This window comes from Streptomyces sp. NBC_01232, from assembly GCF_035989885.1.
Classification (GTDB): Bacteria; Actinomycetota; Actinomycetes; order Streptomycetales; family Streptomycetaceae; genus Streptomyces.
In genome coordinates, this window is record NZ_CP108518.1 from 442,177 (window position 1) to 463,948 (window position 21,772).

The following is a 21,772-nucleotide window of genomic DNA, read 5'->3' on the forward strand; positions in this document are numbered from 1 at the left end:
ATGCAAGGACGGGCGAGCTGGACACGGGACATGGCGGGGCCCCGGTGTCGGCGTCGGTGTCGGTGTCGGTGTCGGAGGGACGGGTTAATCTCCGGCCATGAATATGACTTACAGCACCAGGCCTTCGGCGGAGGAGATCGTGGCAGCTGTGCCCGGACTCGCGCCGTACCCCCGGGCGGCCGTGGTGCTGACCCCCGAGCGGGGCGCGCCGACGGTCCATCAGAGCTCGGTGGGCGGACCGTTGCTCTGGCCGGCAGATGAGCCCTGGCCGCACTGCGATGTCCCCGACGAGAAGTCCGGCTCCGGGAGCCCGGCCACGGCCATGGTGGCGGTGGTGCAGGTGTATCGCAGGGACGCACCGGGTGACTGGTGGCCCGAGGACAAGGACGTGTTCCAGCTCCTGTGGTGCCCCAACGTGCACTGGGACCCGCCGGCTCCGCACGCCGACATCAGCCCGGTCGCCGAGATCCGCTGGCGCCGAAGCGCCGACGTCACGCACATACTCGGGTCGCCCCCGTTGCCCGTACGGCAGGAGGACCCCGACTACGGCTACACCCCGGTGCCGTGCGCGCTCACCCCGGAGCCCCTCGTCGACTTCCCCTACGCCCAGGGCCTGCCGGACCCGGAGCTCGTCGAGTCCGTGCTGGAGTACGTGGAGGCGACCGGAGACGGAAACGACGTCATCACCTGCGTGGCAGGGATCAAGTTCGGCGGGTGGCCCACCTGGCACCTGACCGAACCGGATGACATGCCGTGCGACACCTGTGGCGCCCCGTGCCGTCTGCTGTTCACCGTGGGCAGTGACCACACCACCAACATCACGGTGGGCAGGTGGGGCGACTTCCGGGTCTTCGCCTGCCCAGCCGGAGAGGAGCACGGCTACATTTTCGACCAGCACTGACGTCGCCGGCGAGTGAACCCGCGCAGGGGCATGACCATGACCTGGGTTCGGGATTGAGGATCGGCCGGTGGGCTTGTTCGCCCGGGTGCCGTTCACCCTCCGCAGGCCGCACAGCATCGCCTTCGGTCGGTGTGGCACCCCAGCGCGCGGGAGTGACCGCTGCGGTCGGCCCGGACGACGAAGTCGCGGACTTCGTCGCGGGTCCCAGGGTTGTCCCAGGGCCGGGCATCGACTTCGTGCTGAGTGACGTCCCCGATGTCCGGGCCGCGGGTGCTCGCCGTGGTGAGGAGCTCGGCGGCTCGATGTCCGGGCGCCGTGACATCGTCGTGGAACGAGACCCGCACGCCCTCGCTCAGCCAGCCCTGGGTGCTGCGAGGTCAGTGGAAGGGGGCGAATCCCTCCGACTGGTCGAGAGGGAACGGGGAGCCCGGGGTTGTGGGGCTCCAGCCGCGGGTGAGAGCGGTTCGGATACCGGTGGCGACATCCGACGGCAGGACGGGGACGGCCGGACTGCCGATCCAGTTGCTCGGGTGGGGCTGGTCGGTGGTGACGACGAGCGTGGTGCCGGGGTTGTCGGCATGCTCGACCGCGTACGTGAGAGGTGACCAGACCATTCCCTGGCCGTAGGTCGGCCTTCCGCGAAGTCGCCATCGGTAGGTGATGCCGTCGACGGTGATGTGCCGCGACCCCTTCTTGACCAGTGCCATGCCCGCATTCTTCCGGGTGCGCGGTGGTGCACGGCCATGGGGCCGTGGCGGATGCCTCGTGTCCACCAGGCCGAACTTCGCGAACGTATGCGCGCGAAGACCAAGCGCGGACGATGCGTCTGATGCCCCGTGGGTCACGTGGTCGAGGACTCGGGCGGTGGCCGAGCACGATCAGTGGCTTGTGGCTTGTTCCAGCAGGTACCAGAGGAGCATCAGACCTGCCCAGCCCAGTACGCCCAGGGCGCCGAGCACGATGCCTGTGACCGATGCGATCCTCCCGGAAGGTGCTGCAACGCCGCGGCGCAGCGCGCGGACACCTGAGGCGATCGCGGCGATGCCGAGGGGCAGTGCGAGGAGGACGAGGTAGTGCAGCACGGGCAGGGTGCCGAGAGCCAAGAACGCGCTGGATCCCAGCGCCAGGGCCGGCATGCCCGTCTCGGGGCCACGGGGCGCGAGGTCGAGATCGCAGGACAGCCGGTCGGCGCTCATGGGGTGCATGGGTGTCACGGTAGGTCTGACACGGTGGCTTGCGTATGGGCGCTGCTACTCGGTCGTCCCTGAGTACGAGGCCATGCCCCAGGCCCGCGGGAGCATCACGCGCCTGCACCGCGTCCACCCGCCCTGGACGATCTCCGGAGCGTCTCGGGCATGGTTGACCGCAGTGAGACCGGCCGGTCTGTCAAGCGGCGGAGAGGTCCGGTTCCTCCTGAGCGAACGCGATGCGGCAGCGTTCCACCTGGTCGGCCACCTGCTCCATGAACCAGCCCATGACCTCGTAGGGGACGACGCGCTCGTCAGGGCTCCAGACGCGGACGGTCGGCTGCAGACTCGGGTCCTCGTCCGGGACAAGCGCCACCAGGAAGGCAGCGCCGGGCACGTGGGTCACCGAGGCGTCGGGGTTCTCGGGCCCCTCGGTCGGCACAGGCACGGCCTCGCTCAGCTCCACGGCCCAGGCATCGTCGTGCAAGGCGTAGTGGAACAGCACGGCGTAGTGACGGCCTGCATGTTCGCGTAGTTCCCATGGCATCGCAGCAGACTGCCACAGCTGCCGCGTCGGAGGCTCGCGGGTATCCCGGCTCGCTCGGCCGGCGTCGACCGGTCGTGTCCTGGGTGGCCGGCCGGCTGTCGGCGCCTTCACCGACGCTTCCTCGCCCGCGTCGGCACAGCCGCAGCCCTCGTCTCCCACCGCCGCCTCCGTGCGGTGAATGCGGCCGCGGGAAGCCGGTATGTCCTGCTGCGGTCATCCGGGCAGCATGGCCCTGCGCGCTGGAGGCCGCCGGATGAAGGCATCGGCGATCTCGTCCTGGAGCGGGTCCTCCTGCCACGTGTCGGTGATGTCGGTCCAGTTGCGGAGGACGGTCTTGCTCTCCGCCTTCGGCGTCCCGCGGTCGTAGGCGGGATCTGCATGGGACGTGTACGGCCTGGGACATGAGCCGACCTTGTGTCACCTGAGCCCGAAGCACGCCCCGCGCGCACCGTGATCGTCGATCCACCGGAGTCGAGGTCTGCCGTCCGGTTCAAGGTCCGGTGGACACGCGCGAACGACCCCTTGGCGTCACATACGTCGAGGTTCAGAACGGGGGGCAGTCGCTGTGGCCCACCGGCTCGGGCGGGCGGACGGCGGGGCGCGGCGTCCGAAGGAGCGCTACGGCCTCCTCGACCCGGCCCAGCTCCACCAGCAGCGGGGCGAGGACCCGTCGGTGGCCCGGGCGGTCCGTGTCCAGGAGGGCGACGGCCTCCTCCGGGCGTCCGGCATCGGCCAGCAGACGGGCCACGCTCTGCACCGCGTACGGACCCCCGCCCTCGGGATGGGCGCAGGCCTCCTCCACCGCCTCGTCCAGCCGGCCGCAGGCGGCCATGAGCGGGCCCCGCAGCCGGAACAGCTCCCATTCCTCCGCGCCCCGCCGGGCCTTGAGCGCGTCCAGGTGTGCGAGCCCCTCCTCGGCGCGGCCCTCGGCGGCGAACAGCTCGCACAGCAGGTGCAGGATCCAGTCGTCGGCACCGCCCATCGCGCGGACCACCTCGATGGCCTCGTCACCCCGCCCGTGCCGGGCGAGCAGCTGCGCGAGCAGTACCGGGGCGTGCCAGTCGTCGTGCTCCGAGTACCGCCGGTAGACCTCGACCGCGCCCGCCACGTCCCCCCGGGCCTCCAGCAGTTCGGCCAGACGACGGACGGCTTCCTCGCGGTCCTCGCCCGCCGCGTACGCGCGCAGCTCGTCGATCCGGTCGTGCCGCACCAGCAGTTCGGCCAGCGGGTCGCAGTCGTTGACCGGGGCGGAGCCGTGCGTGCGCAGCACCTCGATGGCCTCGTCCGTACGGCCCTGGCCCTCGCGGACGGACGCCAGCAGGGTTACCGCGTTGGACGGCTGCGGGTTCCGTTCCGCGCATTCCTGGCTGCCGCACCGCGTGCACGGAAGGCCCGGTGCGATCCGGGCCTCCAGCAGCGCAGCCACCTCCTCGTCCCGGCCCAGACCGATGCCCACCTCGACCAGGGCCTCGGCGGCGAGCCAGTCCGCGATGTGCGGCAGGAGCAGCGCGTACGCCTCCTCGCCCTTTCCGTGCCGGGCCAGCAGCAGGGCCAGGTCGCACAGGGCGAACCGCTCCCCCGCGGTCACGAAGGGGCGGACGAGCGCGATGGCCTCCGCGCCCCGGCCTCCCTCGTCCAGCAGCCGGGCCGCCTCGGCGGCCGCCGTCCACCAGCCCGTCCCGACGTACGGGGCCAGCACCGCGAGGGCTTCGTCGAGCTCGGCCCGGCCGGCGAGCAGGCGCGCCCAGGCGCGGGCGCAGAACCAGTCACCGTCCTCCGCCACGGCCAGCCCGCGGACCGCTTCGGTGTGGCCGAGGGCCAGGAGACGGTCGATGAGGTCCGGCGGTATGCACTCGTCGTGCATCCGGGTCCGGCGGTCGAGTACGGCAGCGTCCATGACCGCACACTAGGGGGTGTCCTGAGGGGATCCCAACGCCGAGAGGTGCGGCGCCGGCCGGTCCTGGCCGTTGCGGGTCAGGCTTCGGCGGGGGCGAGGGAGTCGATGTCGTCCATGAAGCTCAGCATCCGGGCGTTGACCAGGTCGGGGTGGTCGATCTGGGGTCCGTGGCCGGTGGCGGCGACGATCTCGGCGCGGGCGCCGGGTATCAGCCGCGGTACTCGTTCCAGCTGCCGCTTGGGGTGGACGAGCAGGCTCCGCCGGCCGAGGACCAGGTAGAGCGGGGTGCGGATGGAGCGCAGGGCCTCCTCGGCCAGTGGCCGGGGCGCGGGGCGCCGGATCCGGAAGGCGCGGGCGCCCACCTGCACCCACCTGCGCAGCTCGGGCACGACGATGACCGGCTGCTCCAGCCAGGCGGCGAGGCGCGGGCGCAGTGCCTTGGGCGCGAAGCTGGCGAAGAGGCTGACGAACACCCAGGCGAAGAAGCGCAGGCCCACCTTTTCCAGGCCGCCCGGATCGAGGAGGGTGACGGAGGCCAGCCGGTCGGGACGGCGGTGGGCCTGGTTGAGGACGAGCCAGCCGCCGTAGGAGGAGCCCACGAGGTGGACCCGGTCGAGGCCCAGTGCGTCCAGGGCCTCGTCGAGCCACTGCGCCGCACGCTCGGGCTGCCACATGGGCTCACGATGGACGCTGCGGCCGGCGTCGCCGGGGGTGTCGAGGGCGTAGACGGGGCGTTCGGCGCTGAGCGCGGGGGTGTTGGGGTACCACATGGCGGAGCAGTAGCCCGCGCCGTGGATCAGGACGACCGGCGTACGGGACTCCGCCGCCGGGTCGTCGGGTCCGTACCGGTAGACGTGCGTGGTGCCGAAGCTCGTCTCGACGTCCGTCTCGGAGCGGACGGGTGCGCCCATCGCGTAGAGCACGTCGCTGGCGGCGAAGTACCGGTCGCGCAGGGTGTCGTTCACGTAGCGGCCGACGTCGCGGCGTGCGCGGGTTCGATTGGCGTTGTCAGGCACGGGGCACCTCCTGGAAGATCCGTTCTTCGTAATACGAACGTACCATAAAGATGGTACGGCGGTACCATCAAAGGGTCCGGGCACTCCGGACCACGGGAGCACCACCGACGGGCGGAGACAAAGCACATGCCTAAGCGCGTGGACCACGAGGAACGGCGGGCCCAGATCGCCGAGGCGCTCATCCAGGTGGCCGGGCGGCGCGGACTGCACTCCGTCGGCATGCGCGACGTGGCGGCGGAGGCGGGGGTGTCACTGCGGCTCGTGCAGTACTACTTCGAGACCAAGGAGAAGCTGCTCTTCTACGGACTCCAGCACCTCACCGACCGGTTCACCGCGCGCGTGGGCGAGCGCCTGAGGGCCGCCGGCCCGAACCCCGGACCGCGCGCGACCATCGAGGCGCTGCTCCTGGCCTCCCTCCCCACCGACGAGGAGAGCCGCACCTTTCACCTCCTCTACAGCTCGTACTCGATCCTGTCCGTGACCGACGAGACCCTCGCCGCCCAGCCGTTCATCGACAACCCGGACGCGGCGGAGAACGCCCTCGCCGGACTGCTCCGTCAGGCACAGGAGAGCGGCCTGGCCGACCCCGGCGTCGACGCGCGCACGGAGGCGATCAGCCTGCTCGCCATGACGGCGACCATGGGCACCAGCATCCTCGTCGGCCAGCGCACGCCCGAGTCGGCCGTCGCGGTGCTCCACCACCACCTCGACCGGATCTTCACCCCGGCCCGGCCCGCGGCGTCCCCCGACACCCGATAGCCCCTCGGCCCCCTACAGCCCGCGGACCCCGACGAGTTCCAGGACTGTTCACCCCCACGTGACCTGCGCCTTCCCGGACCGGCCGGACGCGGCCGGTCGAATGACCGGGAGCAAGAGGTCTGGACCAATGAAGTCACGCCATTCCGTGGCGCATTGGCTCCGCTGCCACACGCTCGCAACAACTGGTCTATACCTTTGCCCTTAGGGTGGGCCACCTGAAACGGGCACATGCACAGCCGTGGGGGGCTTTATGACCTTTCATCATCTTCCTCAACCACCTTCCGACGAGGAGCTCTACTGGTACTTCGGACCGCAGCGCCGCTGGGTCCTGGTCAGCACCTCGCTCGCCTTCGTTTTCACGGCGGCGACCATGTTCACCTTCGCCCTGCGAACGCCCGCACTGTGGGCGTTCCTCGCCGTCCTCGGCCTCAACGTCGTGGCCCTCGTGCTCTCCTCCGTCAACAGCCTGCGCCAGCGCCGGCTCACCCGACCGTCCCACGAGGTGCTCGTCCACGCCTGGCAGCCCGCCGTACTGCCCGGCGTCGACCTCTACCTGCCGACCTGCGGCGAGCCCCTCGACGTCCTGGGCAACGCCTACCGGGCGGTCGCGGCCGTCGACTGGCCCGGCGCGCTGACCGTCTGGGTCCTGGACGACGCAGACCGCCCCGAGGTCGCCGCGCTGGCCGCCTCGTACGGTTACGAGTACGTCGTACGGCCCGACCGGGGCCATCTGAAGAAGGCCGGCAACCTCAACCACGCGCTCACCCTGAGCAGCGCGGAGTTCATCGCGATCCTGGACGCCGACTTCGCGCCGCGGCCGGACTTCCTGCGCCACCTCGTGCCGTACCTGGCCGATCCCGCCGTCGGCATCGTGCAGAGCCCCCAGTGCTTCGACACCGACGAGAGCATGGGATGGATCCAGCGGGCCGCCGGCTCCGCGCAGGAGTGGTTCTTCCGCTGGATCCAGCCGTCCCGGGACGCGAGCGACGCCGCGATCTGCTGCGGCAGCAACGCCGTGTACCGGCGCAGTGCGATCGACCTCGCGGGCGGCTTCGCCCGGCTCGACCACAGTGAGGACCTGTACACCGGACTCGCCCTCCACGAGCGGGGATTCCGCACGCTGTACGTACCGGTGCTCGTCGCCAAGGGCACCTCGCCCGACGAGGTCGCCTCCTTCGTGAACCAGCAGTACCGGTGGGCAATGGGCAACCTCCACCTGCTCGGGACCCCCGTGCTGCACAGGATGCGCGCGCCCTGGCGGATGCGCCTGTGCTTCTACGAGGGCATCGTCGGCTATCTGACCACCGCGGTGAACACCTTCGCGGCGCCGCTGCCGCCGCTGGTCATGATGTTCTGGTACCCGGACCACATCCGGCCCTGGCACGTGCTGCCGCTGCTCGCCCCGCTGTGGCTGTGGCACGTGCTGCTGCCAAGGATCAGCCGGACCCGCTGGCGCGTGGAGGTCATCCGGGCGAACGTCCTGACGAGCGTGGCCGCCGCGGCTGCTTTCGTGCACACCCTGCGGGGCCGCAGCGCCGCCTGGGTGCCCACCGGCGCGCGGAGCACGGCGGCCCCGGGCGGGATGGCCCGCCGGGTGATCGCCGTCTCGCTCGTCTGGCTCGTCCTGTCCAACGGCGCCGCCGCCGCGGGGCTCGTGCTGGCCGTGGCCGGCCATGGCTGGGAGCCCAACTGGGGGCTGCTCCTCTACCTCCTCGTGCAGTGCCAGATCAACGTGCCGCTGATCCGGGACCTGGTGGCCGAGCTCTACCCGGCCGCGGGGCCGGTGCGCGCCCGGGTGCGCGACGCCCTGCGCTCGCGCACCGGCATGCTGCCGCGCCGCTGGCCCGAGACCGTCGCCGCCTCCGCGGTCCTCCTGCTCACCGGCCTGCTGGCATCGGGGTGGGTCGACCCGATGCTTCCCTGGCTGAGTTGAAAGGCACCATCCCATGTCCTTCCTCGTCACACCCGTCCGGCGCCGGCTCCGCAGGGGCGCCTCCCCCGGGCCCGGAGACGCACCGTCCGGTCCCCGCTCCGGCAGCGAGTCCGGGCCGAGCCCGCACCGGTCCGCCTTCCGGCCGGACATCGAGGGCCTGCGCGCCGTCGCCGTGCTCGCGGTCCTCGCCTTCCACGCCGGGATCCCCTGGACGACCGGCGGTTTCGTCGGCGTGGACGTCTTCTTCGTCATCTCCGGCTACCTGATCACCGGTCTGCTGGTCCGGGAGGCGATCACGACCGGCCGGATCCGGCTGGGTGACTTCTTCTCCCGGAGGGCCCGGCGGCTGCTGCCCTCCGCGGCCGTGGTGCTCGCCGTCGTGGCGGTGGCCGGCGCCTGGCTGACCGTACCGCTGCGCCGCACCGGCATGGAGTACGACGTCGTCGCGGCGGCGCTGTCCTTCGCCAACTGGCGGTTCGTGTCGCAGCGGACCGACTACCTCGCCGCCGGGCACGACCAGAGCCCGCTGCTCCACTTCTGGTCCCTCGCCGTCGAGGAGCAGTTCTACCTTTTCTGGGCCCCTCTGCTGGCGGTGCTGGTGCTGGGCGCGGCCCGTGCCGTGCGCCGGGGCCGGGCCGTGCGCCTCGTCGTGGTCCTCGCCGCCGCCCCGCTCGCATGCGCGTCGTACGCCCTTGGGGCGTACTGGACCGTGCACTCCGTTTCGCTCGCCTACCTCGCAACTCCCTCGCGGGTCTGGCAGTTCGGCGTCGGCGCCCTGCTCGCCCTGCTGCCCTGGCACCTGATGCGCGGGCCGCGCCCCCTGCGGCTGCTGTGCGGCTGGGCCGGGGCCGCGGCCATCGGCTGGTGCGTCGTGTCGTACGACGCCGGGACCCCGTACCCCGGCCGCGCGGCGCTCGTGCCCACGCTGGCCACCGCCGCCGTGATCCTGGCCGCGATACCCGGCCGGGGCGAGCGGTACACCCCGGGCACCTGGGACGTGGGGCGGCTGCTGTCGGGGCGGGCGCCCCGGGCCGTAGGGCGGCTCTCCTACAACCTGTACCTGTGGCACTGGCCGGTGCTGGTCCTCGCCGAGGCGCGGCTCGGAACGCTCGGCTGGCCCGCGAAGACCGCGCTGACGCTGGCGGCCGTCCTGCCCGCCCTCGCCACCATGCGCTGGGTCGAGCAGCCGCTGCGCCGCAGCCGTACGGTCTCCGAACTGCCCCGCCGCGGGCTGTCGGTGGGCATCACGGCCATCGTGCTGCCGGTGGTCCTCGCACTGGTGGTGGGTACGACGACGCTGCGGGTGCTGGGCCCGGTCACCCCGGTCGACACGCAGGGGCTGCCCCCGGGCGCCGCCTCAGGCCCCACGCTGCTCGCGCGCACCCCCGGTACGCCGCTCGTGGACGGCCCGGTGGTGCCGAGTCCGGCGCAGGCGCGCCGGGACTTCCCGCCGGACGGGGCCTGTGAGGTCGCCCCGGCCGGGACCCGCAGCCCCGACTGCCTCTTCGGGGCGGTGGACAGTCCGGACCGGATAGTGCTGCTCGGCGACTCGCACGCCGGGCAGTGGTTCTCCCCGATGCTGGCGCTGGCCTCGCAGCGGGGCTGGGCGCTGCAGGAGCTGGTGAAGCAGGGATGCCCGCTGCCGGAGCTGGCGGTGAACAGCCCGCAGCTCGGCCGTGCCTACCGGGAGTGCGACACCTGGCGGGCCGACTCCCTGGAGCGGCTGAGGCAGCAGCCGAAGCCGCGCCTGATCGTGATCGCCTCGCTCAACCGGTACACCGACGACGCGGAACTGCTGGCGCGGGCCTGGGAGAAGACGCTCACGCCGCTACGGGCCCTGGGGGCGCCGATCGTCTACATCGAGGACACGCCGGTGCCCGGTACGGACATCCCCGCCTGCGTCTCCGGCAGCCCCCGGTCCCCGGACGCCTGCGCGTTCAGCCGTGCGGACGCGCAGCTGCCGGATCCGCTGGCGCTGCGGATAGCGTCCGGCGCCCTGCCCGGCGTACGGAGCATCGGCGTGAACCCGGTGCTGTGCCCGGGCGACGGACCGACCTGCCCTGCCGTCCTCGACCGGATCCTGCTCTACCGGGACGACGCGCACCTGACCAATGCGGCGGCCGTGGTCCTGACCAGCCGACTGGAGCGGCTGCTCACGGAGTCCGGGCTGCTGCCTGGCCCGGCCGGAGCGCCGGCGCCGGGGGCGGGGGCGGACGGGTGGACGCGGCTGCTGCACGACGGCTTCGACGGCCCGGCGGGCTCCCCTCCGTCCGCCGTCGACTGGCTCCACGACCTCGGCACCTGCTATCCGGGCTGCCCCGCTCCGCAATGGGGCACCGGGGAGATCGAGACCATGACCGACTCGACCGACAACGTCCGCCTGGACGGGAGGGGCGCACTGGAGATCGTGCCCACCCGGAAGGACGGGCAGTGGAGTTCGGGGCGGATCGAGACGCGGCGCTCCGACTTCGCGCCGCCGCCCGGGGGTGTGCTGCGGATCGAGGCGTCGATCGCCCTGCCGGACGTGACCGGGGAGAAGGCGGCGGGGTACTGGCCGGCGTTCTGGACCCTGGGGGCGCCGCTGCGCGACGGGTACACGGGGTGGCCGGGCGTCGGGGAGCTCGACATCATGGAGAACGTGAACGGTCGGGACACCGTCTTCGGCACCATGCACTGCGGTGTCCTCGGAGGGGGCCCGTGCCAGGAGCCGGCAGGCCTGACGTCCGGCCCGCAGCCGTGCTCCGGCTGCCGTACGGCCTTCCACTCGTACGCCGTGGAGGTCGACCTCGCGCCCGGCGCAGAGGAGGTGCGCTGGTCCCTGGACGGGCGCGTGTACCACCGGGTGACCGCCGGCCGGATGGACCCCGCGACGTGGAAGGCGGCCGTGGAGCACGGGCTGTTCCTGATCCTGAACGTGGCGGTCGGCGGCAGTCTGCCGCTCGCCGACGGCGCGGGCGCGGGGCCGGCAACCGAGCCGGGTCATGCGATGCGCGTGGACCACGTCACCGTCTCGGCCCGGGAGCGGACCGCGCAGAGGTAGGGGGGTACGCAGGGGAGCGCCCCGCCTCCGGGCCGGTGACGGTCCGGGAGGCGGGGCGCTCCGCGTCGGCGTGTTCCCGGCGTTGCCGGCCGAGGATCGCGGGGGTGGCTTCCCCCGCCCGGCCGGGCGCAGGTGCGACGCGGGATCAGAACGCGAAGACGGCGTTGCCGTTGAGTGTCGCGGCCATGACGCAGGAGTTGGAGAAGGTGTTCTTCCAGGAGACGCGGCTGCCCTTCCACACGCCGTCGGCGGTCACGGTGACCGGGGCGTAGTGCATCGGGCAGGCGCGGTCCGGGTCCGGGGCGGCCAGGAGGCGGTCGAGCGCTCCGCCGGTGGAGTTGAGGGCGGCGCAGGCGGCCCGCGGGTCCGGGTGGGTGCCCAGGGCGGTCGGGGCACAGCTGAGGGTCGACGCCCGCAGGACGGTGGAGGTGGCTGCGTCGTCGCCCTGCGAGACGCTCAACACCAGGGCGGAAGGGGCGTACAGGCTGGAGGGCTGTGCGGCTGCCATGCCGGTGGTGCCGATCACGCAGAGGAGTGTGGCGGCAGAGGCAGCTGCGATGCGGTGACGCACGACGAGACTCACTTTCAATTCGAAGGTTGAGCGCGATATTTGGTTTCGATATCGCGTTTCGGTGGGACCAGACTGTCCGACCTCAGGGCCCACCGCACATCGATGACCGATTTACGGACAGAGCATTCGCATATCGACTACCGAATGGTCGTTCGGGCAGCTCACGGGGTACATCCCACCCCCTGCCGGTAGGCGCCGACGGACGCCGCGGCGGCTGCGACGTGCAGCACCGCCCCCGCTGACCTGCCGTCGGCCGCACGCGGTTCACCGGACGGCCACGGAGCATGACCGGATATGGGCGTTCACGCCACGAGGGCGCGGTGCGACGGCGTCCCAACTCCGGGACATCTCGGCAAAGTTAGGTAAGGCTTGCCTAAAAATAACCTAGGATGGCGCCATGAAGAAGATCATCCGCGTACTGACGGCGGTGACGGCCGGCCTGGCCCTCGCCGCACCGGGCACGCTCACCACCCCCGCCACGGCCGCATCCGCCCCGGCCGGCGCCCCCAGACTCGAACTCCCCCGGCCCACCGGCGACTTCGCCGTGGGCCGCGACACCCTCCACCTGGTGGACCGCGAGCGCCAGGACCCCTGGGCGCCCACGGCCGACCGGGAATTACTGCTGTCGCTGTACTACCCGGCGCTCGCTCGCACCGGAACACCCGCTCCCTATATGGGCGTTCCCGAGGCCAAGGCGCTGCTCACCGACCGCGGGCAGCTCGGTGACCACGTCACCCCCGAGCGCGTGGCCGCCACCCGGACCCACGCACGGGCGGACGCGTTGCCCCGGCCTTCCGCGCACCGCTACCCGCTGATCGTGCTGTCGCCCGGCTTCACCCTGCCCCGCGCCTCGCTCACCACCCTCGCGGAGGACCTCGCCAGCCGCGGTTACGTCGTCGCCGCGGTGGACCACGCGTACGAGTCGGACGGCACCGTCTTCCCCGGCGGCCGGACGCTCACCTGCAAGGCGTGCGAGCAGGTGTTCCCCGACGGGTCTCTGCACCGGGTCTCCGACGGCCGGGCCCGGGACGTTCCGTTCGTCCTGGACCGGCTGACCGGCCCGCGCTCCGCGTGGCGGTACTCCTGGCTGATCGACTCCCGGCACATCGGCATGGCCGGTCATTCGATCGGCGGCGCGGCCGCCTCGGCCACCATGGCCGTGGACCCGCGCGTGGACGCCGGGGTCAACATGGACGGCACCTTCTTCACGCCGGTCCCCGAGACCGGCCTCGGCGGACGGCCCTTCCTGATGCTCGCCGGCGACCCCGCCCTGCTGCCGCCCGACTTCCCCGACACCTCCTGGGAGGACAGCTGGCCCCGGCTGGACGGCTGGAAGCACTGGCTGACCGTCACGGGAGCAGGGCACCCCGGCTTCACCGACTGGCCCGTACTGGGCGACCAGGCGGGCTACCCGCATCCGGAGACCCCGCTGTCGGGCACCCGCTCCCAGCAGATCACGCGGGCGTACGTCGGCGACTTCTTCGACCTGCACCTGCGCGGGAAGCCGGCGCCACGGTTCGACGGCCCCACGGCGGCCGACCCGGAGGTCGTGTTCCACCGCGACTGAAATCCCGTACGGGGCGCCCGGCGTCCACGGTGGTGCGCCGGTGGCGGCGTGGCGGCGGTGGTGCGGGCGTGGGGTCCGGAGAACTGCCGTGCGCCGCAGCCGGGTTGACTCGGCACCCGGTGCTGCACGGGAATCCCACGACCGAGGACGCATATCTCGCCCAGCACTCGACTCTTAGGTTAGGCTTACCTAATAGTGGGGGTGTGGGGATGCAGGAGAAAGCGCAAGACCAAGCGCAGGACCAAGCCCAGCAGGACGAATGGGCCGACGAAGTACTGGCCTGGATGGGCTCGCAGGAGGAGATGGACCGGGCGCTGCGCGACGCACTGCGTCGCACGCCCAGTCAGCGCGAGGAAACGATCGCCCGGATGGCCGACGCCCTCCGCGGGGCGGCCCAGGGACTGACCATCCCCGGGTGCGCGGCCGCGGCCGGGGTTCCCGAGCGCATTCTGCGCGAGTGGCTGGAGATCGACGCCAGTTTCGCCACGGCGCTGCGTTCCGCGCACGCGCTGGCCGAGGCACACGGACTGAGACCGGGGACAGCGCCCACCCCGGCCGCGTTGCAACTCATGCTGAACGCGATCCGCAAGGGGGCGGCCTGGCCGGCCGCGGCGACCCTCGTCGGGATCTCGGTGCGCGGGTTCAACCGCCTGCGCGCCGAGGCGCCCCCCGTGGGAGCCCTGATCGCGGCGGCCCAGCGGGCCCGTTCGGCGAAAGCGGGCAGCGGCCGGCGGCGCAGACCCCCCGAGGCGGCGAACCGCCGGGTCGGGTACCGGATCGTGCAGCTCGACGACCCCCTCCTGTCCCCGGACGCCCAACCGGACGGCCCTGCGGGCGGGTTGGGCGACCGCACCATACGCCGGGACTGAGCCGGAGCACCTGAGAGCGCGGGGCCCGGAGACCGAACCGGGCAGGGACGGACTCTCACAAGATCCAAATTGGTTAGGTTAGGCTAAGCTAAGCACAAGATGAGGGGCAGGGCATCCTCCACCCCTCGTCGAGCTCCGCGCGCCCGTTCACCACCGGCGCCCCGCGTAGCGCCGGCATCAAGGAGATCCAGCCGTGGGCCCTGCGACCATTGCCCCTTACCCCATGCCCACCCAGGACGTCGTGCCGCGTTCCGCGGCACCCTGGTCCGTCGACCCCGACCGGGCCGCCCTGCTGATACACAACATGCAGAACCATCTGCTCCGGCCGTTCCCCCGTGACCACTCACCCCTCGTCGACCTGATCGGCAACATCGCCGCACTGCGCCGCTCCGCGCGACGGCTCGGCCTCCCGGTCGTCTTCAGTGCGGTGCCGTCGGCCGAGCGCCCCGAACAGCGGGGTCTCGCGGCCGAGATGGAGACAGGACCGGCGGCGGACGACCCCGACGTGTCGATCACCGAGGAACTCACCCCGCACCGGGGAGAGCACCTGATCACCAACGCGCGGCACAACGCCTTCCTGCGCAGCCACCTGGAGCGGATCCTGCGCACCTCGGGCCGGGACCAGCTGATCCTGTGCGGCGTGTTCGCGCACTCGGGCGTGCTGCTCACCGCGGCGGACGCCTTCATGAACGACATCCAGCCGTTCGTGGTCGCCGACGCGGTGGCGGACACCTCCGCGGAGGAGCACGCGCTCGCGCTGCGCTGGACGGCCGCACGCGGCGCCGTCGTCAGCACCACCATGACCCTCATCGACGAACTGGAAGCCTGAATGACGACCCCCCACCCCGCGCCGTGAGCGGACCTGCCGCGCCACGGGCGCGCACCCTCATCGAGGCCCTGCCATGGCTGGAGCGGTTCCAGGGCCGCACGGTCGTGGTCAAGTTCGGCGGAAACGCCATGGTGAACGAAGAGCTCAAGGCGGCCTTCGCCCAGGACGTGGTCTCCCTGCGCTACGCGGGGCTCCGGCCGGTCGTGGTGCACGGTGGCGGCCCGCAGATCAGCGCGATGCTCGAGCAACTCGCCCTGGAGGTACGGTTCGCCGCGGGCCTGCGGGTGACGACGCCCGCGGTGATGAACGTGGTCCGCATGGTGCTGGCCGGCCAGGTCCAACGGGACATCGTCGGGCTGATCAACCGTCACGGTTCCTTCGCCGTGGGGATGACCGGCGAGGATGCCCGCACCCTGTCCGCCGTGCGACGGCCGGCCCTGGTGGACGGCGCGGAGGTGGACATCGGCCTGGTGGGCGACATCGTGCACGTGGACCCCGACACCGTACGGGGACTGCTGGAGCGGGGCCGCATCCCGGTGATCTCCCCCATCGCCCGGGGGGCGCACGACGACAACGTCTACAACATCAACGCGGACCTCGCGGCAGCCGCCCTCGCCGAGGCGCTCGACGCCGAGAAACTGGTGATGCTCACCGACGTCGCCGGCCTCTACGCGGACTGGCCGCACAGCACGGAGATCATCGACCGGCTCACGGCGCGCGAACTGGGGGAACTGCTGCCCTCGATGGCCGGTGGCATGGTGCCCAAGATGGAGGGCTGCCTGCGGGCGGTGCGCTCCGGTGTCCGGATGGCGCACGTACTGGACGGCAGGGTTCCGCACGCCCTGGTCCTCGAGGTCTTCGCCGACGAGCACACCGGGACCACGGTGGTGCCCGACGCCCCGCCGGGCGGGGACTCCCCCCTCCGCTGAACCGGGGGAGGGCGTACCACCCAGGCCCCTCCCCCACCCGCACCCCGTGGCCGGTCCGGCCACGGGGCCTTCGGCGTGCCCAACTGACGTGCCACCGGGTCAGGTTGACGCTCGGTGAGACAGCCATGGGTCCAACTTGACAGCTTCCGGCCTGTCAGAGATGTTAGGCCAGCCTTACCTAAGCAAATGGGGTAGGACCGAGGAAGGATGGGCATGTCCGCACCGCACGCGAGCTCCACACCCGGGGACGCTCTCCCGGACACCAGGGACCTGGTGGGCATCGGCTTCGGGCCGGCCAACCTCGCCCTGGCGATAGCGATCCGGGAGCACAACGGCCGGCGCGCCCCCGGCGAGGCGATCCGTGCCTCGTTCATCGAGCGCCAGGCCGACTTCGGCTGGCACCAGGGCATGCTCCTCGAAGGGGCCACCATGCAGGTCTCCTTCCTGAAGGACCTGGTGACGATGCGCAATCCGGGGAGCCCCTTCAGCTTCCTGCACTACCTTCAGGACCGGGACCGGCTGGCCGACTTCATCAACCAGAAGTCCTTCTTCCCCACCCGCCTCGAATTCCACGACTACTTCCGCTGGTGCGCGGCCTCCTTCAGCGGTCTGGTCGACTACGCGACCGAGGCCGTCGAGGTGCGCCCGGCGGGACCGGCCGACGCCGTGGACCGGCTGGACGTCATCACGCGGCCCGCGTCCGGGACCGGTCCGCGGCGCGCCACCCGCACCCGCAACCTCGTCCTCGGGACCGGGCTGCGCCCCCGCGTCCCGGCCGGAGTCAGCACCGGCCCGCACGTCTGGCACAACCGCGACCTGCTCCACCGGGCGACGGGGCTGACGGTGCGTCCGCACCGCCGGTTCGTGGTGGTCGGCGCCGGGCAGTCCGCCGCGGAGACGGCCGACCACCTGCACCGCACGTTCCCGGACGCCGAGGTGTGCGCCGTGTTCACCCGGTACGGGTACAGCCCCGCCGACGACAGCCCGTTTGCCAACCGGATCTTCGACCCGGCCGCCGTCGACGAGTTCTTCGCGGCGCCGGAGGAGGTCAAGCAACGGCTCATCGGCTACCACGCCAACACCAACTACGCGGTGGTGGACGGCGATCTGATCGAGCACCTGTACCGGACCGTGTACCAGGAGAAGGTCGCGGGCACCGAACGCCTGCGCATCCTCAACACCACCGCCCTCACCGCCGTGGAGGAACTCCCCGACGGGGCACGGGCCGTGGTGCGCTCCCTCACCACGGGAGAGACCCTCACCCTCGACTGCGACGCGGTGGTCCTGGCCACCGGCTACCGGCCCACCGAACCGGCGGAGCTGCTCGGCGACCTGGCCGGGGAGTGCCTCACGGACGGGCAGGGACGGCTGCGCGTCGGCCGCGACCACCGGGTGGAGACCACCGACCGCGTCCGGGCCGGCATCTACGTCCAGGGCGCCGCGGCCGAGCACACCCACGGCATCACCGCCTCCCTGCTGTCCACGCTGGCCGTGCGCTCGGGGGAGATCTGCGACTCCCTGCTGCTGCGCGTCGCCGAACGCGAGGTGCAGGCCGCTCTGGCGACCAGGGCGGCCGTCGCCGACGGCGTCCCCGCGCACCGGGGCTGAGCGGCCATGCCGCGCACCGACACCCCGGCGGCGGCCGGGAGGACCGGACTCACGGCGGCGCAGGCGCACATCCTGGCGGCCCAGAGCGCGGATCCCTCGTACGCCGGCCACAACGTGGGCCAGTACATCGAGCTCGTCGGCCCGCTCGACACGGCGGCGCTCGACGAGGCCGTGCGCCGCACCCTCGACGAGGCCCCCTGGCTCCGCTCGCGGCTGATGACCCGGGGCGGCCTGCCGCGCCTGGACACCTCCGGGGCGGCCGACCCGGTGGGCGCCGCCGTCGAGCTCGTGCGCGGCCAGCTCGCCTGCCCGCCACGGGCCGAGCTGCTCACCGCCCCGGCGGGCGCCGGCCCGGCACCCGATCTCACCGGCGCCCTGCTGGTCAGGGTCGGCCGCGAACGCCACCTGCTGGTGCAGTACTTCCACCTGCTGGCGATCGACGGGTACGGAGTGGCGCTGCTCAGCCGACGGATCGCCGACGTCTACACGGCCCTCGTGGCCGGACGCCCGCCCGGCCCGACCCCCTTCGAGCCGGTCTCCGTACTGGCCGACGCGGACCGCGCGTACACCGGCTCGGCAGCGCAGGCCGCGGACCGGCGGTACTGGACGGAGCGGTACGCCGACCGCCCGGCACCCGTGTCCCCCGCCGGCCGGGCCGCCCCGGCCCAGGACACCGCGCGGCGGCACACCGTGCACCTCGACGCGACTGACAGCGCAGCCGTACGTGCCGCCGCCCGCTCCGCCCGCGTCACCTGGGCCGAGGTCGTGCTCGCCACCACCGCGGTGCGGGTGACGGCGCAGGCAGGAGCGCGCGAGGCGGTCCTCGCCGTGTACGCGGCGGCGCGGACCGGCCCGGGAACGCTACGGGTGCCCGCGACGGCGGTGAACGTGCTGCCGGTGCGGCTGCCGGTCCGCGGGGCGGACACCTTCCGGTCGCTCCTGCACGCGGCGGCCGGCGAGCTGACCCTGCTCCGCCGTCACCAGCGGCTGCGCGGCGAGGAGCTGGCGCGCGAGCTGTGGCCCGAGTACGGGGGCGGCCGCGTCCCCGGGCCGCTGGTCAATCTGCGGCCGTTCGAGACGGACCTGGACTTCGGCGGGATCCGCGGCCGGGTCGTGAGCCTCGCCTCGGGCCCGGTCGACGACCTGTCGGTGTCCGCCGGGGCGGACGCCGACGGGCGGCTGCGCCTTGACTTCGACGCCAACCCGGTGCTCTACGAGGAGGGTGAACCGGCCCGGTTCGCCAGCCTGTTCACCGAGGACCTGGCGGCGCTCTGCGGCGCCCCCGACGCTCCGGTCGCCTGCCTCGCGGGGTCCGATCCCGTACCGGCCGCGGCACCGGGGTCCGGCCCGCCCGGGCCGGACTCCCCCGCCCACCACTGATCCCATCCCCGTTCCGACCACCCCGGTCATCACCCAAGGAGAGACACCATGGCCACCAACCCGTTCGAGGACGACGACGCCCGCTACTTCGTCCTCGTGAACGCCGAGAACCAGCATTCGCTCTGGCCCGCCTTCGCGGAGGTTCCCGCGGGCTGGACCGTCGTGCACGGCGAGGACAGCCGGGAGGGCTGCGCCGCGTACACGGAGGCGAACTGGACCGACATGCGGCCCGCCAGCCTGGTCGCCAGGAGCTGACGCCGGGGGCCGCCCGGCCCCGGTCACGCGCGGGGCCGGACCGGAGGATGCCCTCCGGCCCGGCCCCCGGTCACGTGCGGACCGTACGGTTCACAGCCGTCGGGAGAGCACCTCCGAACCGCGTGCGGGGTCAAGCGCCCCCGCCCAGGCGACGGGTGCCCGCCCCGGGCACGCCGGCGCGAAGCCGTGCCGCCGGAAGAAGGCGGCGCCGCCGGTGGTCGCGGTGAAGACCTCCCGCACGAGGCGGTTTCCGGCGTCGGCCAGCGCGGCGCGCAGCAGCGCGGCCCCGAGTCCCTGGCCCTGGTTCCCGCTCGCTACGCAGAAGTTGTAGAGCACGGCGGCTCCGTCCCCCTCGTCGCTCAGGGCGAGGCAGCCCAGGACCGCGGTGCGGCCGCGCCCGGTCGCGAGGAGGAACTCCCCGGCGTGCGCGAGGTAGTGGTCGATGCTGCGGGGCCGTAGAGCCCCGGAGCGGATGAACGCCAGTGAGAGGGCGTGGAGGGCGGGGGCGTCGTGCAGGCGCGCCCGGCGCACCAGCGGCGGGAGGCCCTCCGTGCCGTGCAACGGGGGACGGGGGGTGGCGGCAGTAATCACAAAGTTAGGTTAGCCTTCCCTAAATTACGCCGCAATTCCGCCTCCCGGCCCAACACATCACACGCAGAGGCCAGTTCATCCAAGCGGCAGCCCCGTGTTCACCACACCCCGCTTGACGTGCAGCTATGCATTTAGTTAGGTAAGCCTTACCTAATGCAATGCTGAAATGTTGCCGCCATTCCACCGATCACCGAGGAGAGAGCCCCTCCATGTCCGCTTCCCCGCCCTTCACGCTCGACCGGCTGGTCCGCGACGTCGCCGACGTGCTCTACACGGAGCCCGCCGACGTCTCCCTGGAAGAGGACCTGCTGGACCAGGGCCTCGACTCCATCCGGCTGATGTCGCTCGTCGAGAAGTGGCGGGCGGAAGGCGCCCGCATCAGCTTCGTGGACCTCGCCGAGCGGCCGACCCTGCGCCAGTGGGCCGAGCTGCTCACCGCAACCCCCTGATCCTCCCTCCCCCGCACCTGCCCGCCCCGGAGCCTGCCGTGCCCTTGCGTGACTTCGTCATAGACATCGAACCCCTGCGTACCAGCAGGGACTTCCGCGCCATCTTCATCGCCCGCGTGGTGTCCCTGTTCGGCCTCGGCATGGCGACGGTGGCCCTGTCCGCCCAGGTGTACGGTCTGACGCGCTCCACCTTCAACGTCGCCGTCGCCAGCATGATCATGAGCATCACCGTGCTGCTCGGGTCGCTCTGGGGCGGCGTCATGGCCGACCGGAGCGACCGCCGGCGCCTGATCGTGTGCGCCCGTGGGGCCGCCGCCCTCGCCTTCGCCGGCCTCGCCGTGAACGCGATGCTGCCCGACCCCACCTTGTGGGGCATCTACGTCTGCGTCGCCTGGGACGGCCTGGCCACGGGCGTCAGCGTGACGGCCCTGATGGCCGTCGCGCCGACCCTGGTCCGCCCCGACCAGCTCCCCGCCGCGGGCGCGCTGATCTCCCTGACCGGTGAGATCGGCTCGGTCAGCGCGCCGTTCCTCGGCGGCATCCTGCTCGCGCTGTGGGGGCCCGGCCCGGTCTTCGCCTTCACCGCCGTCACCACGGCCGTCACCACTGTCCTGATCTCCCGCATCCGCCCCCTGCCCCCGGTCAAGGGCGACGAGGAGGACGAGGAGGCCGCCGCCGACAGCGGATCGCTGCTCGTCGCGTTCAAGTACGCCGTCCGCAATCGCGTCGTCGGCGGCCTGCTCGTGCTCGGCGGCGTGATGGCCCTCTTCAACCTCCCGGTCGTGCTCTTCCCCGAGATGGTCGACCGTCAGTTCCAGGGCGGCGAGGTCATGCTCGGCCTCCTCTACACCGCCCCCGCCATCGGCGCGGTCGTCGTCTCCGCCACCAGCGGCTGGCTGACCCGGGCCGCGCGGCCCGGCCGGCTGCTGATCGTCGCGGCGTTCACCGGTGGCCTGTCCGCCGTGGGCTTCGGCCTCAGCGGCAACATCTGGGCGGCCTTCGCGCTGCTCGCCGTGGGCGGAGCCGCCGGAACGGTGTACGAGATCCTCGAGTACGCCCTCGTCCAGCACAGCACCCCGGACCGGCTGCGCGGCCGCATCGTCAGCGTCATCACCACGCAGGGCACCACCGGCGGCGTCGTCGGCGACGTCGAAGTGTCCGCCCTCGCCCGCTGGTTCAGCCCCGGTGGCGCGGCCGTCGTCAACGGCGCTGTCTGCGCCGTGGCCGCCCTCGCCGTGGCGATCGCCGTACCCGGCCTGCGCAGGGCCACCCTTCCCCGCGACGAGGGGGACGAGGAGGACCGGCACGACGACGGGCCGGGCCCCGACTCCGCCGGTCTGAAGCCCGCCGCCCCCGCGGCCTAGACAGGGCCTCCCGGGCCCGCCCGCAGCCCCCCCATCCCGTCGACCTCCCCCGGCCGGTCCCGCCACCGGCCGGGGACCCG

20 protein-coding genes are annotated in these 21,772 nt (G+C 72.5%); 13 read left to right on the top strand and 7 right to left on the bottom strand.

Going from position 1 to position 21,772, the window contains the following annotated elements; all coding sequences use genetic code 11:
- Window positions 1-97: 97 nt before the first annotated feature.
- Window positions 98-901 carry a hypothetical protein gene (locus OG444_RS02255; protein ID WP_327260454.1) on the top strand — a complete coding sequence of 268 codons (804 nt, stop codon included), beginning with the start codon at window positions 98-100 and terminating at the stop codon, window positions 899-901.
- Between the two features lie 377 nt (window positions 902-1,278).
- Here OG444_RS02255 and OG444_RS02260 read toward each other — a convergent pair whose 3' ends face one another.
- The 5 genes from OG444_RS02260 to OG444_RS02280 all read right to left on the bottom strand — a co-directional run bounded on the left by OG444_RS02260 (window position 1,279) and on the right by OG444_RS02280 (window position 5,548).
- The gene (locus OG444_RS02260) at window positions 1,279-1,608 is read right to left on the bottom strand and encodes a hypothetical protein (RefSeq protein ID WP_327260455.1); all 330 of its coding nucleotides are present in this window, start codon (window positions 1,606-1,608) and stop codon (window positions 1,279-1,281) included.
- Window positions 1,609-1,779: 171 nt separating this feature from the next.
- Window positions 1,780-2,106 (bottom strand): hypothetical protein, encoded by a 327-nt coding sequence (locus OG444_RS02265; protein WP_327260456.1) that lies wholly within the window; start codon window positions 2,104-2,106, stop codon window positions 1,780-1,782.
- Window positions 2,107-2,287: 181 nt separating this feature from the next.
- Window positions 2,288-2,635, bottom strand: coding sequence for a hypothetical protein (locus OG444_RS02270; RefSeq protein ID WP_327260457.1), 348 nt, complete (start codon window positions 2,633-2,635; stop codon window positions 2,288-2,290).
- Window positions 2,636-3,179: 544 nt separating this feature from the next.
- Window positions 3,180-4,532, bottom strand: coding sequence for a tetratricopeptide repeat protein (locus OG444_RS02275; RefSeq protein WP_327260458.1), 1,353 nt, complete (start codon window positions 4,530-4,532; stop codon window positions 3,180-3,182).
- 77 nt (window positions 4,533-4,609) lie between these two features.
- Window positions 4,610-5,548, bottom strand: coding sequence for an alpha/beta fold hydrolase (locus OG444_RS02280; protein ID WP_327260459.1), 939 nt, complete (start codon window positions 5,546-5,548; stop codon window positions 4,610-4,612).
- A gap of 126 nt (window positions 5,549-5,674) precedes the next feature.
- Between OG444_RS02280 and OG444_RS02285 the strand changes: the two genes are divergently transcribed.
- From OG444_RS02285 to OG444_RS02295, 3 genes are all read left to right on the top strand, one after another.
- Entirely contained in the window at window positions 5,675-6,307 is a 633-nt protein-coding gene (locus tag OG444_RS02285; RefSeq protein ID WP_327260460.1) for a TetR/AcrR family transcriptional regulator, read from the top strand.
- A gap of 250 nt (window positions 6,308-6,557) precedes the next feature.
- Window positions 6,558-8,240, top strand: a complete 1,683-nt coding sequence (locus tag OG444_RS02290; protein WP_327260461.1) for a glycosyltransferase family 2 protein — start codon at window positions 6,558-6,560, stop codon at window positions 8,238-8,240.
- Window positions 8,241-8,253: 13 nt separating this feature from the next.
- On the top strand, window positions 8,254-11,280 hold the full coding sequence (locus OG444_RS02295) for an SGNH hydrolase domain-containing protein (RefSeq protein ID WP_327260462.1): 3,027 nt from the start codon (window positions 8,254-8,256) through the stop codon (window positions 11,278-11,280).
- A gap of 145 nt (window positions 11,281-11,425) precedes the next feature.
- On the opposite strand, the gene OG444_RS02300 is transcribed toward OG444_RS02295, so the two are convergent.
- A complete protein-coding gene (locus OG444_RS02300; RefSeq protein ID WP_405792512.1) occupies window positions 11,426-11,788 on the bottom strand; it encodes a subtilase-type protease inhibitor in 363 nt (120 codons plus the stop codon).
- 460 nt (window positions 11,789-12,248) lie between these two features.
- Between OG444_RS02300 and OG444_RS02305 the strand changes: the two genes are divergently transcribed.
- The 7 genes from OG444_RS02305 (at window position 12,249) to OG444_RS02335 (ending at window position 19,288) form a co-directional block, all read left to right on the top strand.
- A complete protein-coding gene (locus OG444_RS02305) occupies window positions 12,249-13,418 on the top strand; it encodes an alpha/beta hydrolase family protein (RefSeq protein WP_327260464.1) in 1,170 nt (389 codons plus the stop codon).
- Window positions 13,419-13,627: 209 nt separating this feature from the next.
- Window positions 13,628-14,287: a hypothetical protein gene (locus OG444_RS02310; RefSeq protein ID WP_327260465.1), complete on the top strand. Its 660-nt coding sequence runs from the start codon at window positions 13,628-13,630 to the stop codon at window positions 14,285-14,287.
- A gap of 223 nt (window positions 14,288-14,510) precedes the next feature.
- Window positions 14,511-15,116, top strand: coding sequence for an isochorismatase family protein (locus OG444_RS02315; protein WP_327260466.1), 606 nt, complete (start codon window positions 14,511-14,513; stop codon window positions 15,114-15,116).
- Between the two features lie 23 nt (window positions 15,117-15,139).
- A complete protein-coding gene (gene argB, locus OG444_RS02320) occupies window positions 15,140-16,045 on the top strand; it encodes an acetylglutamate kinase (protein ID WP_327260467.1) in 906 nt (301 codons plus the stop codon).
- A 213-nt stretch (window positions 16,046-16,258) separates the two neighbouring features.
- Window positions 16,259-17,653: a lysine N(6)-hydroxylase/L-ornithine N(5)-oxygenase family protein gene (locus OG444_RS02325; RefSeq protein ID WP_327260468.1), complete on the top strand. Its 1,395-nt coding sequence runs from the start codon at window positions 16,259-16,261 to the stop codon at window positions 17,651-17,653.
- A 6-nt stretch (window positions 17,654-17,659) separates the two neighbouring features.
- Window positions 17,660-19,033, top strand: coding sequence for a condensation domain-containing protein (locus OG444_RS02330; RefSeq protein ID WP_327260469.1), 1,374 nt, complete (start codon window positions 17,660-17,662; stop codon window positions 19,031-19,033).
- Window positions 19,034-19,081: 48 nt separating this feature from the next.
- The gene (locus tag OG444_RS02335) at window positions 19,082-19,288 is read left to right on the top strand and encodes an MbtH family protein (RefSeq protein WP_327260470.1); all 207 of its coding nucleotides are present in this window, start codon (window positions 19,082-19,084) and stop codon (window positions 19,286-19,288) included.
- Window positions 19,289-19,378: 90 nt separating this feature from the next.
- On the opposite strand, the gene OG444_RS02340 is transcribed toward OG444_RS02335, so the two are convergent.
- Window positions 19,379-19,879: a GNAT family N-acetyltransferase gene (locus OG444_RS02340; RefSeq protein WP_327260471.1), complete on the bottom strand. Its 501-nt coding sequence runs from the start codon at window positions 19,877-19,879 to the stop codon at window positions 19,379-19,381.
- A gap of 209 nt (window positions 19,880-20,088) precedes the next feature.
- Here OG444_RS02340 and OG444_RS02345 point away from each other — a divergent pair, with 209 nt between their 5' ends.
- Window positions 20,089-20,328: a phosphopantetheine-binding protein gene (locus OG444_RS02345; RefSeq protein ID WP_327260472.1), complete on the top strand. Its 240-nt coding sequence runs from the start codon at window positions 20,089-20,091 to the stop codon at window positions 20,326-20,328.
- 38 nt (window positions 20,329-20,366) lie between these two features.
- Window positions 20,367-21,692, top strand: coding sequence for an enterobactin transporter EntS (gene entS / locus OG444_RS02350; RefSeq protein WP_327260473.1), 1,326 nt, complete (start codon window positions 20,367-20,369; stop codon window positions 21,690-21,692).
- Window positions 21,693-21,772: the final 80 nt, after the last annotated feature.